Source organism: Bifidobacterium platyrrhinorum, assembly GCF_010667645.1.
GTDB classification, from domain to species: Bacteria; Actinomycetota; Actinomycetes; order Actinomycetales; family Bifidobacteriaceae; genus Bifidobacterium; species Bifidobacterium platyrrhinorum.
Genome location: NZ_WHZV01000005.1, coordinates 157,085 through 168,883, shown reverse-complemented (window position 1 = coordinate 168,883; position 11,799 = coordinate 157,085). Strand labels below are relative to the sequence as shown.

Genomic DNA, 11,799 nt, shown 5'->3' with positions numbered 1-11,799 from the left:
TCCGAACCCGGAAGCTAAGGCCTTGCACGGCGATGGTACTGCACCCGACAGGGCGTGGGAGAGTAGCACGTCGCCGCTATTAACATACTGGACCCCCGGTAGAGCACAGCTCCCGGGGGTCCACCCATACCCACACAAACACAAAACAAACCGGAACACCCGGACTGGGTGAAGTTCAAAGTTCAATGAACTTTCGGATGTCCTCGATCTCCGCCTCGTTGATGGCGTGGCCCATGTCGGGGTATTCATGGGTTTCGAGACGGCCGGTCGCTTCGAGCACGCGTTGCGCCGTGCGCTGGTCGTCGAGGGGAATCGTACGGTCCTTGGAACCGTAGAGCAGCAGGAAACGTGTATCGCCGGCGATCATTGCGCCATTCGTCGTCTCCTCGCCTTTGAACGAGGGGCTCATCAGAATCGCCGCGTCGAACACGCCGGGGTGTTCGCGCACGATGCGGTAGGACATGTAGCCGCCCTGCGAGAATCCGATGAGAATCTTCCGCCGGGACGCGAACATCGGAGAATCCAGCAGCGAGACCACCGCGTCTCCCACCTCCGAGCACTCCCGGCGTCGCTCCTCGACACCGCACCCGTCCGGATACCAGTAGGCGCCGCCCATGTAGTCGCGGTCGTAGGTGCCATGGAACGACAGGTAGCTTGGGGACCGTCCTGTCCCCGCATACACGCCCTCGATGACGCGGATCATCTCGCGCTCATCGTTGCCGTAGCCATGAAACATGACGAACAGACGGTCGTCGGCCGCCTTCCCGTCGCCGTCCGCCGTGATGGTTTCGATACGGTTCACCGAACTGAGGCGCATGATCGTTCCCTCCCTGTCTCGCATGGGCGTGCGTCGCATGCCAACTGTGACACGCGACGCACGTTTTCCTTCAGTGTCTTCAGTGTAGAGGGAACCCGGTCGTCACCACAGACCGATGATCTTCCACCATCCCGGACCGACGCGCAGGTAGCGGTTCGTCACCCTGTCCGATGATTTCGTGCATTCGAAGGCGGCGGGCGCGTTCATCCGTTCCCGATCCGGAACGGAACGTACCGGATGGCCGGCGGGAGGCCCCCGTGAACCATGGCAACGCTACCATAGGAGGCGTGCCGCGGCTTCGCGGCGAATCGGACGGAAGGCGAGGGACACGCATGGACGATACGCGGGAGACGATGGACAACGTGGCGCGCAAGGACGCGGGACTGCCGTACCACTACGACGACCCGGCCGTCATGGACGGACAGCTCGCATGGCAGGACAAGCTGTGGGAGTACAACCGGACCAAACCCACCGAACAGGACCGCCGTGCCGAACTGCTCAAAGGGATGTGCGCCGAGGTCGGCGAAGGCGTGCATATCGAGGCGCCATTGCATGCGAACAACGGATGCCGGCGCGTGCACCTCGGCAAGGGCATCTACATCAACGCGTTCATGAGCATGGTCGACGATGCGGAGATATGGATCGGCGACTACGCGATGTTCGGCCCGTCGGTTACCATCGCCACCGCGGGCCACCCGATCCTGCCGATCCTGCGCGAACACCACTACACGTACGCGCTGCCCGTGCATATCGGACGCAACGTGTGGGTCGGCTCCAACGTGAGCATCCTGCCGGGCGTCACCATCGGCGACGACAGCGTGATCGGCGCCGGTTCGGTCGTCACGCGCGACATTCCCGCGGGCGTCGTCGCCATGGGCGTGCCGTGCAAGGTGGTGCGTCCGATCGGCGAACACGACCGCGAATACTATTGGCACGACCGCCGCCTCGATGTGACCGAGTGAGGAGAGGACGATGGACGAACTCGACAAGTGCATGGCGGGGGAGATCTACGACTGCCACGATCCGGTATTCCTCGACTACAAGAACACGGCGCGACGGCTGCTCGCCGAATACAACCAGCTCCCGTACGACGCGAAGGAGCGCAAACGGGAGATCCTCGAATCGCTGTTCGGCTCGATCGGCGAGAACGTGTCCGTCGGTCTGCCGTTCATCTGCGACTACGGGCGCAACATCCGCATCGGCGGCAACGTGTCCGTCAACATGAACTGCACGTTCGTCGACTGCAACACGATCGACATCGGATCGGACACGCTCATCGCATCGAACGTGCAGCTGTACACGGCCACGCATCCGGTGGAGCTCGCGGACCGGCTCGCGGAAGGCTGGAAGCCGGGCGACGCGCACTACCGGTGGAACACGTACGCCAGGCCGATCCGCATCGGGCGTGGCTGCTGGCTGGGAGGCGGCGTCATCGTGCTGCCGGGCGTCACCATCGGCGACGGGACGGTGATCGGCGCCGGTTCGGTCGTCACGCGCGACATCCCCGCGGACGTGGTCGCCGTGGGCAACCCGTGCCGCGTGCTGCGGCCGATCAACGGGAACGGGGCCGATCGGACCGACCCGGATCGGAGCGCGGCCTGACGAGACGGCGGGCCAACGATTCGATGACGAACACGGCTGGCAGTTGGCTGGTCGCGTTGTAGCCGCCGTTGACGCGTTCAGACGCGAGACCGGCGGCGAACGACCAGTCGCACATCCCCGCCAGCGTGCTGCCGGGCGTGTTCGTCAGCGCGAGGAGCCTCGCGCCGCGCGAGGCGAAGCCCTCCACCGTCTCCAACAGCTTCGGCGTCTCTCCGCTCTCCGACACGGCGACGACCGCCATGCCCGGCCGGGCGAACGTCCCGGACGGATAGAACGCGTCCGTCAACCCGATGGCGAACAGGCCGAGATTCGCGAACAGGCGCGCGCCGTAGTCGGCGATCGTGCCGGACGACCCTTCGCCGATGAAGACGATCGGGTCGGCCTTCTCCAGCAACGAAACCGCCTCGCCGAGCATCGCCTCGAACGCGGGGGAGTCGGCGCGGGAGAAGAACAACGACAACTCGCCCAGATCGGCCTGCGGGACGGGACCCTGCTCCGGACGTTTGGCGGCGGTGCGGGCGGCCCGTCTGAACGCGTCGAACCCGTCGAATCCCATCCGCGCGCACCAGCGCATCACCGTAGACGGCGAGACGTACGTGGCCGCCGCCAGCTCGCGCACGGACATGTACGCCGCGGCCTCGGGATGCGCGGAGACGAACCGGCAGATCGCGAGCTCGGTGCGGTTGCAGTGTTCCAACTGCTCGAAGGTGAACATGGAAACGTACTGTAGCGCGTATGGCGTGCGGAGGATCCTCCGCACGCCCACGCAAGGTGAACGGAGGGTGACGCGCGGGGGGACGGGTCGTGCGGCGTGCGTCGGAGAAATGGTCTATAGTCGGATAGGTCACGCTAGTGGCCACCTTGTCCGTTTCACGCACGAAAGGTGAGCCGTGTCAACTGAACAGGAACCGGCGGAGACGCCGATGCTTGGCAAGAGCGTCATTTCGCTCGATGATCTTTCCATCCCCCAGATCACCGATCTGCTGCACAAGGCGCAGTACATCGATGCGCACCGCAGGGAAGTGGCGCACGCCTGCGACGGCAGGGTGCTGGCCACGCTCTTCTACGAGCCCTCCACCCGCACGCGTCTGAGCTTCGAGACCGCGATGCTGCGTCTCGGCGGCAAGGTGATCGGCTTCGCCGGCGCGCAGCTCGCCTCCGTCACCAAGGGCGAATCCATCGCCGACACCCTGAAGACCGTGTCCAACTACGTGGACGTGGTGGCGATCCGCCACCCGAAGGAAGGCGCGGCGCTCGTCGCCTCCCGCGCCGCCTCCGTGCCTGTCATCAACGCGGGCGACGGCGGCCACATGCACCCCACGCAGACGCTCGCCGACCTCGCCACCCTGCAGTCGCGTTTCGGCCGCGTCACCGACCTGACCGTCGGCCTGTGCGGCGACCTCATGTTCGGCCGCACCGTGCACTCGCTCATCGAGACGCTGTGCCGCTTCGGCAACGTGCGTTTCGTGCTCATCAGCCCCGACGAGCTCAAGACCCCGCAGTACGTGCTCGACCGCATCGACGCCACCCCGTCCTGCTCCTACGTGGAGGTCAAGGACCTGGTCTCCGTGATCGGCGACCTCGACGTGCTGTACATGACCCGTGTGCAGAAGGAGCGCTTCTTCAACGAGGACGACTACCTGCGCCTGCGCGACACGTACATCCTCGACGAGGACAAGCTCGCCCTGGCCAAAGAGCACATGGCCGTGCTGCACCCGTTGCCGCGCGTCAACGAGATCGCCGTCGAGGTCGACGACGACCCGCGCGCCGCCTACTTCGAGCAGGTGAAGAACGGCATGCTCATGCGCATGGCCCTCGAAAGCACCGTGATGGGCGACGAGCTGCCCGGCTACGAACCGTTCGAGAACAAGGAGGTCCAGGCCTGATGGAGGTCACCAGCATCCAGAACGGCATCATCATCGACCACGTGCCCGCCGGCACCGCGCTGAAGGTGCTCGAGTACCTGAAGATCAACCCGGCGAAGACCAAGCTCGCCCTCATCATGAACACCGACAGCCATCTGTACGGCACGAAGGACATCATCAAGATCGAGGACGAAGACGGCAAGAAGGGTCCGTCCATCGACCTCGACGTGCTCGGCCTCGTCGCGCGCACCGCGACCGTCGGCATCGTGCGCGGCGGCAGGATCGTCGAGAAGAAGACGCCCACGCTGCCCGAGCACGTGGTGAACATCCTCACCTGCCGCAACCCGCGTTGCGTGACCACCACCGAACGCGGCATCGAGCAGATGTTCCACCTGACGCATTCGGAGCGCCAGGAGTACCGCTGCGACTACTGCGACGAGGAAGCGAAACTGTAAGGAGCCGACATGCCGACGCTGCGCAACATCAAGGTATGGAACACCGACGAGATCATCGACGTGAAGGTGCCGCTGGCGGCCGATGCGCTGCTGGAGGGGGAGCGTTCCGGCGCGTCCGGCTTCGACGCCCTCGAGATCGACGCCACCGGTCTTACGCTCGCCCCCGGATTCGCCGACCCGCACGTGCACTTCCGCGATCCCGGGCAGACCTACAAGGAGTCGATGGTCTCCGGTTGCGCCGCGTCGGCCTCCGGCGGCTACACCGACGTGCTCATCATGCCGAACACCGTGCCCGCGATGGACGGCGAGACGATCGCCGATCCGGACGCCCCCGGCGCGCGGGAGGTGCTGTCGACGGGCCGCGACGACGTCATCGACTTCCTCCAGCATTACGCGGCCGACCACGACGTGACGCTGCCGGTGCGCTACGACCTGTGCGTGTGCGCGTCCAAGGGCCGCGCCGGCCGTGAGGCCACCGAACTGGAGCATTGGCGCCGCCACATGCCCGGCGTCGGCGACGACATGAAGGACGCCGACCAGCTCGCGCATCCGGTCACCGCGATCAGCGACGACGGTTCGGCCGTCACCCCCGAGACGCTCGACGCGGTGTTCGCGCTCGCCAAGGAGTCCGGACTGCCGCTCATCGAGCATTGCGAACACCACGACACGGGCGCGGTGAACGAGGGACCGGTCTCGCGCGAACTCGGCGTGCCCGGCATCCCCGAGGACACCGAGCTGAAGATCGTCGCGCGTGACATCGCCAAGGCCCGCGAGACCGGTGTGCACGTGCACTTCCAGCATGTGAGCACCGCCGGCAGCTTCGAGGCGATCCGCGCCGCCAAGGCCGAAGGGCTGCCCGTCACCTGCGAGACCGCGCCCCACTACCTCTCCCTGAGCGACGAGGCGCTGCTCGAATACGGCACGCTCGCCAAGATGAACCCGCCGCTGCGTTCGGAAGCCGACCGCAAGGCCACCTGCGAGGCCGTCGCCGACGGCACCGTCGACCTGCTCGCCACCGACCACGCGCCGCACACCATGGAGGAGAAGGAACGCGGGTTCCTCGACGCCCCCAACGGCATCATCGGCCTCGAATGCGCGTACGGGGTCTGCCACAGGACCCTCGTCGACGGCGGCTACATCTCCGACGAACGGCTCATCGAACTGATGAGCGTCGAACCGATGCGCCTCATGGGCCACGAGGCCACCGACGTGACCGCGCTGCTCGACCGCGAGACCGACGCCTCGCGCGAACCGGACGCCAAGCGCGTGCTCGACCTGGGCGCGGTGAAGGATGCCGAAGGCATCGGCCTGGTCGTGCTCGACACCTCCCGCGCTTGGACCGTCGACCCGGAGGCATTCCACTCGAAGGCACGCAACACCCCGTTCGGCGGATGGGCCGTGACCGGTCGCCCGCTCGCCACCATCATCGGCGGCGAAATGGCGTTCAGCCGCCTGTAGGACATCAACGAAAGGAAACGCATGGACCGCCTGATCGACGCGATCAACGAGACGCAGAACCCGAGCGTCGTCGGACTCGACCCCACCGAGGCGCTGGTGCCGCCGCAGGTGACGGCCGGTTTCGCCGATGAGGTACGCGACTCGGTCGAAAGCCCGGACGAGGCGCCGGCCGCGCAGCTCGCCGTCGCCTGCTTCGAATTCAACCGCACAATCATCGACGCGATCGCCGGGCTCGTGCCCGCCGTCAAACCGCAGATCGCCATGTACGAGGCGCTCGGCCCCGCCGGCGTCGACGTGTACACGATGACCTGCGAATACGCGGCCAGCCGCGGCCTGTATGTGCTCGCCGACGTCAAGCGCGGCGACATCGGCTCCACCGCCGCCGCCTACGCGCGCATGCTCACCGGCGTGAGCGGGTTCGATCCGTGGAAGGTGGACGCGGTGACCGTCAACCCGTACCTCGGCACCGACGGCATCACCCCGTTCGTCGACGCCGCCAAGGAGAGCGACAAGGACCTGTTCGTGCTCGTGCGCACCTCCAACCCCTCGTCCAGCGAACTGCAGATGCTCGACCTCGCCGACGGGTCGAAGGTCTACGAGCACGTCGCCGACCTCGTCGAGGGCTGGGGCGCCGACTCGATCGGCGGACACGGCTATTCGCGCGTCGGCGCGGTCGTCGGCGCCACCCATCCCGAGGAGGGCAGGGCGCTGCGCGCGCGCATGCCGCACACCTTCTTCCTCGTGCCCGGATACGGCGCGCAGGGCGGCACCGCCGCCGACGTGCGCGGCATGTTCGACGCGGACGGTTCCGGCGCGATCGTCAACTCGTCGCGCGGCATCATCGGCGCATGGAAGAGGAGCGGTCGCTGGAACGCGTCCATGTCCTGCGACGACGCGCTCGCGCTCGTCGCCGAGACCGCACGCGACGCCGCGCTGGCCATGCGCGACGACCTGCGCGCGGTGCTGTAGCCCCCAAGCCGGCGGAGCCGACGTCGCATCCCGACCATCGCAACCACAGAAACGACCAACGTAAGGAGCATCATGAGCGCCACCTTCACCCCGACCTACGACGTGGTGAACGAGGCCGTCGCCGCGGGGTTCTTCCCGCCGCGCCATCCCGTCGACGTCACCGACGTCACCGAACTCACGCCGGGCGTCATCCGGCTGACCTTCCGCGATCCGTACATCGCCGAGCACGCGCGCCCCGCGCAGTTCGTCAACATCTTCACCGACGACCCGATGATGCCCATGCCCCGGCCGTTCGGCGTGAGCGAGACGCATGACGACGAGGTGAGCGTCATCTTCGCCGTCGTCGGCAAGGGCACCGCCGGATTCGCGCGGCTCGAGGCCGGCGACACGATCCAGGTGCTCGGTCCCCTGGGACGGCCGTTCAACACGAAGACGGCCGCCCACTACGTGCTCGTCGCCGGCGGCCTCGGCGTGCCGCCGCTCATCTACACGGCCCAGAGCCTCGCCGACGACCCGGCCACGCGCACCACCGCCGTGTTCGGCTACCGCAACGAGCATTTCGCCGACCGGTTCGTCGAGCCGTTCGCCGACGCGACGGTGAGCATCGACGAGTCGGAAGGCAACGTCATCACCCTGCTCGACCGTCTCGAAGCGGACGGCGGTCTCACCGTCGACGGCCTCGACACGGTGATCCTGTCCTGCGGTCCGCTGCCGATGATGAAGGCCGTCGCCGCATGGGCCGCGGAACGCGACCTCGCCTGCCAACTGAGCATGGAGCAGCGCATGGGCTGCGGCTACGGCACCTGCGTGCTGTGCACCGTGGACACCGTGGACGGACGACTCAAGGTGTGCGCCGACGGACCGGTGTTCACCCGCGAACAGCTCGGATGGGGGAAGTGACGATGACCGACGCGAAGCATACGGACCATATCAACCTGTACGAGGCGCACGAGTGGAAGCACCCCACCCAGGTGGCGGGCGTCACGTGGAAGAACCCGGTGGGCACCGCCTCCGGCACTTTCCAGTACGCGGCCGTGCGCTGGTTCTACGACGTGAGCCAGCTGGGCGCCGTCTCCACCAAGGGCTGCTCGCCCGTGCCGTGGGAGGGCAACCCGTCGCCGCGCACCGCCGAGGGGCCCGCATCCAACATCAACGCGGTCGGCCTGCAGAACCCGGGCGTCGACCATTATCTCGAGGACGACCTGCCCAAGCTCAAGAAGGCGGGCGCCACGGTCGTGGCCAACGTGGCCGGCCACTGCGACGACGACTATGCGGCCGTCGTCGCCAAGCTCGCCGACTCCGACGCGGACATGCTCGAGATCAACGTGAGCTGCCCGAACGTGACGCACGGCGGCATGAGCGTCGGCACCGACCCGGTCGCGCTCGCCAAGCTCATGGACAAGCTGCGCCCGATGACCGACAAGCCGATGATCATCAAGCTCACGCCGAACGTGACCGACATCACCGTGCCGGCGCGCGCCGCCGTCGAGCACGGCGCCGACGCGCTGAGCATGATCAACACGCTGCTCGGCATGCGCATCAACATCCGCACCGGCGAGCCGATCATCGCGAACACGACCGGCGGCGTGTCCGGTCCGGCCGTGCTGCCGATGGGCCTGGTCGCCGTCTACCGCACGCGCACCGTGCTGCCCGACATCCCGATCATCGGCATCGGCGGCGTCGACTCCGGCGAGAAGGCGCTCGAATACCTGTACGCGGGCGCGAACGCCGTCGAGGTGGGGGCCGCGGCCCTGTTCGATCCGGTCGCGCCGCTGCGCGTGGCCCGCGAGCTCGACGACCTGCTCGACGACCGCCCCGAACTCGCCGCCAAACTCGCCGCCGGCGAGACCTGGCGCTGAGCCGCATTGGCCGATTCCGCAACGAAGGAAGGAAAAGACATGACCGACAACGCATCGCTCGACATCCGATTCACGCAGTTCCTGCTCGAATCCAAGGCGCTCAAGTTCGGCGACTTCACGCTGAAGTCCGGACGCAAGTCCCCGTACTTCATCAACGCGGGCGCATTCGACGACGGCCGCAAGATCGCCACGCTCGGCGCGTTCTACGCCGAGAAGATCGCCGTCGAGATCGAGGCCGGCAACCTGCCCAAGGACATCGACACCGTGTTCGGACCGGCGTACAAGGGCATCCCGCTGGGCGTGTCCACCGCGATCGCCCTGACCTCCGCCCACGGCATGGAGGTCGGCTACACGTTCGACCGCAAGGAGAAGAAGGACCACGGCGACGGCGGCATGATGGTCGGCACCCAGTTGAAGGACGGCATGAAGGTGCTGCTCGTCGACGACGTGATGACCGCCGGCACCGCCGTGCGCGAGGTCATCCCGAAGCTCAAGGCCGAGGCGGACGTCGAGGTCGTCGGTCTCGTGCTGTCCGTCGACCGCATGGAGAAGACCAAGGATTCCGACCTGTCCGCGGTGAAGGCCGTCGAGGCCGAGTTCGGCTTCCCCGTGTTCGCCATCGCGAACGTGCGCGAGATCTTCGAGGCGGGGCGTTCGATCCTCACCGATTCCGGCGAACCGTACGTGACCGACGCCATCAAGGCCGCGGCCGACGCGTACCTCGAACGCTACGGCGCGTGAAACGGCGGAACCCCCGGTAGGGCGTGATGCCTTCCGGCAAGGGTTCCCTGGCATAGTGCCGTGATCCGGAGTCGTGATTCGATGGGGCGGGTGCGTCATGCACCCGCCCCATCGCCGTAACCGGGCGTATGACACGCTCCGCGAGGTACCATGGAAGGGGAGAGCCAAGGGAGCGAGGAGACGGGGATGCGATACTGTTCGGAATGCGGCGCAAGGTTGGGCGACGACGACCGGTTCTGCCAGAACTGCGGTCATGAACGGGAGGATTGGGGCGCGACGGTCGTCGACGGCGTCGCCCCCGCGCCGGCGGCGGTTCCTCAAGCCCCCGTCACAATGCCGACGCAACCGATCCCCCTGCCGGAGAATTCGCCGGCAGGGGCGTCCGACGGTTCGTCCATGGCGGGAACGGTGCCGGGCGCCGGCGGCGGAACGGTGGTCGCCGCACCCGCCGGAGGGCGGGACCGGCTGAAGACAGGCATCATCGCGGCGGTGGCGGTGCTGGCCGTATTGGTGATGGTGCTGGCCATGACCTTCATCCCGCCCACGCGCATGTGGATGGCCCGGACGTTCGGGTTCGCAGACGGGGGAGCGGCGTCGTCCGCGGAATCCTCCGCCTCCTCCGGGTCAGCGAAGACGGGTTCCTCCGGTTCGGACGATTCGCTCACCGTCGAGGTGTGCGAGAAGGCGCCCAAAATCGATCTCAGATCGTTCGACACGGAAGGCTCCAACCTGGTCGTCAAGGTCAGGATCACCCAATCGTGCGGTTCCAAATCGAGTCTGAGACTGGACGACGACGCCACGCGCATCACGCTCACCGACGCCGACGGCGCCGTGTTCGCCGATGCGCTGTTCGACTTCTCCGGCGACCCGGTCACGGCGAAGTCCGGTTCCTCCGCGAATGCGACCATCGTCTACCTGCCGTCGCAGTACTGGTTCGTGCCGTCCGAGACCTCGTCCGGTTCGGGGGCGCGCACGATCAGCGTCTCCTGCAAGCTCGGCCAGGAATCATCCGGTTCCGCCGATTCGTCCGGTTCGTCGGGGTCGTCGTCCGGCTCGTCCGGTTCGGACTCCGACGGCCTGTCCGGTTCGGACTCCTCCGACGAGCAGGAACGCGAGGATGCGGCCAAGGCCGCCATCGAACGTCAGATCGCGCACGACAAGCCGCGCGCCTCGACCTTCCTGACGACTTTCACCAACCAGCTGTCCAGCAAGAACTACGGCATGTACGCCGAAGGGCACACCTGGAACTACCAGCAGATCTGGCAGCAGTACCTGGAGCTCAAGCTCAAGCATCCGAAGATCCTGCTGGTGTGGTCGGGGGATTGGCCCACCTATCAGAAGACCGGCACGACCATGTACTACGTGATGCTCTCCGGAGAGGCGTTCTCGAACGAATCCGACGCGTGGAACTGGTGCGACGCGCAGGGCTACGAATTCAAGGACTGCATCGTGGTCGATTTGTCGTGACGGTCCGGGAGCCGGTCCGGGCCGTCACGAGGTCGGGCCGCCCCCCCCCCTACCAGGTGCCGATGGGGGCGGCGACGGCGTCGAGCACCTTGAGCAGGTCCTCGGGGGAGATGCCGACCGAGAATCCGCGCTTGCCCCCGGAGACGAGGATCGTATCGAACCCGAGGGCGCTTTCGTCGAGCACCGTCCTGTGATGCGTCCTCTGGCCGAGCGGGGAGATGCCGCCGACGACGTAGCCGGATTCGCGCATCGCGACCTTCGGGTCGGCCATCACGGCCTTCTTCGCGCCCACGGCGGCGGCGAGGGCCTTGAGGTCCATATGGCCGGACACCGGCACGACGCCCACCACGCGTTCCGAACCCGTGTCCGCCATCAGCGTCTTGAACACCTGGTGCTCGTCGAATCCGAGCTTCTTCGCGGCCTCCACGCCGTAGCCGTCGTCCATGTGGTCGTTTGAATGCTCGTATTCGTAGGGTGTGAACGCGACGCCCGCCTTCTCCAGCTGCACGGTCGCGGGAGTGGATCCCGCGCCCTTCCCATGCTTCTTTTTCGCCATGGCTCCCATG

Annotated in this window: 13 protein-coding genes and 1 pseudogene; 11 read left to right on the top strand and 3 right to left on the bottom strand. The window is 66.8% G+C overall.

Translation table 11 applies throughout. The annotated features are described in order from the left end of the window. Positions 1-175 precede the first annotated feature (175 nt). On the bottom strand, positions 176-817 hold the full coding sequence (locus GFD21_RS07285; protein WP_163197308.1) for an alpha/beta hydrolase: 642 nt from the start codon (positions 815-817) through the stop codon (positions 176-178). Positions 818-1,149: 332 nt separating this feature from the next. Here GFD21_RS07285 and GFD21_RS07280 point away from each other — a divergent pair, with 332 nt between their 5' ends. Both GFD21_RS07280 and GFD21_RS11340 read left to right on the top strand, forming a co-directional pair. Then, the gene (locus GFD21_RS07280) at positions 1,150-1,779 is read left to right on the top strand and encodes a sugar O-acetyltransferase (protein WP_225431718.1); all 630 of its coding nucleotides are present in this window, start codon (positions 1,150-1,152) and stop codon (positions 1,777-1,779) included. Between the two features lie 10 nt (positions 1,780-1,789). Continuing rightward, positions 1,790-2,419 carry a sugar O-acetyltransferase gene (locus GFD21_RS11340; protein WP_163197307.1) on the top strand — a complete coding sequence of 210 codons (630 nt, stop codon included), beginning with the start codon at positions 1,790-1,792 and terminating at the stop codon, positions 2,417-2,419. Here GFD21_RS11340 and GFD21_RS07270 read toward each other — a convergent pair. Next, positions 2,370-3,134: a MurR/RpiR family transcriptional regulator gene (locus GFD21_RS07270; RefSeq protein WP_163197306.1), complete on the bottom strand. Its 765-nt coding sequence runs from the start codon at positions 3,132-3,134 to the stop codon at positions 2,370-2,372. The genes GFD21_RS11340 and GFD21_RS07270 overlap by 50 nt on opposite strands. 208 nt (positions 3,135-3,342) lie before the next feature. On the opposite strand from GFD21_RS07270, the gene pyrB reads away from it, so the two are divergent. The 9 genes and pseudogenes from pyrB to GFD21_RS07230 all read left to right on the top strand — a co-directional run bounded on the left by pyrB (position 3,343) and on the right by GFD21_RS07230 (position 11,233). Continuing rightward, complete coding sequence (gene pyrB, locus GFD21_RS07265) at positions 3,343-4,305, top strand: aspartate carbamoyltransferase (protein WP_101622685.1); 963 nt, start codon at positions 3,343-3,345, stop codon at positions 4,303-4,305. Next, the gene (locus tag GFD21_RS07260) at positions 4,305-4,739 is read left to right on the top strand and encodes an aspartate carbamoyltransferase regulatory subunit (protein ID WP_163197305.1); all 435 of its coding nucleotides are present in this window, start codon (positions 4,305-4,307) and stop codon (positions 4,737-4,739) included. Before pyrB ends, GFD21_RS07260 begins: the two co-directional genes overlap by 1 nt. A 9-nt stretch (positions 4,740-4,748) precedes the next feature. Continuing rightward, the gene (locus GFD21_RS07255) at positions 4,749-6,197 is read left to right on the top strand and encodes a dihydroorotase (RefSeq protein WP_163197304.1); all 1,449 of its coding nucleotides are present in this window, start codon (positions 4,749-4,751) and stop codon (positions 6,195-6,197) included. A gap of 21 nt (positions 6,198-6,218) precedes the next feature. Then, complete coding sequence (gene pyrF / locus GFD21_RS07250; protein ID WP_163197303.1) at positions 6,219-7,166, top strand: orotidine-5'-phosphate decarboxylase; 948 nt, start codon at positions 6,219-6,221, stop codon at positions 7,164-7,166. Positions 7,167-7,238: 72 nt separating this feature from the next. Next, positions 7,239-8,066 (top strand): dihydroorotate dehydrogenase electron transfer subunit, encoded by an 828-nt coding sequence (locus tag GFD21_RS07245; protein ID WP_163197302.1) that lies wholly within the window; start codon positions 7,239-7,241, stop codon positions 8,064-8,066. Then, a complete protein-coding gene (locus GFD21_RS07240) occupies positions 8,054-9,025 on the top strand; it encodes a dihydroorotate dehydrogenase (RefSeq protein WP_163197301.1) in 972 nt (323 codons plus the stop codon). Before GFD21_RS07245 ends, GFD21_RS07240 begins: the two co-directional genes overlap by 13 nt. Before the next feature lie 39 nt (positions 9,026-9,064). Further along, entirely contained in the window at positions 9,065-9,766 is a 702-nt protein-coding gene (gene pyrE / locus GFD21_RS07235; RefSeq protein WP_163197300.1) for an orotate phosphoribosyltransferase, read from the top strand. A gap of 150 nt (positions 9,767-9,916) precedes the next feature. Further along, positions 9,917-10,018: pseudogene (locus GFD21_RS11460) on the top strand (zinc-ribbon domain-containing protein); the annotation flags it as partial. Between the two features lie 144 nt (positions 10,019-10,162). Next, positions 10,163-11,233 carry a hypothetical protein gene (locus GFD21_RS07230; protein WP_225431721.1) on the top strand — a complete coding sequence of 357 codons (1,071 nt, stop codon included), beginning with the start codon at positions 10,163-10,165 and terminating at the stop codon, positions 11,231-11,233. A gap of 49 nt (positions 11,234-11,282) precedes the next feature. On the opposite strand, the gene ybaK is transcribed toward GFD21_RS07230, so the two are convergent. Continuing rightward, on the bottom strand, positions 11,283-11,789 hold the full coding sequence (gene ybaK, locus GFD21_RS07225; protein ID WP_163197298.1) for a Cys-tRNA(Pro) deacylase: 507 nt from the start codon (positions 11,787-11,789) through the stop codon (positions 11,283-11,285). Positions 11,790-11,799 lie beyond the last annotated feature (10 nt).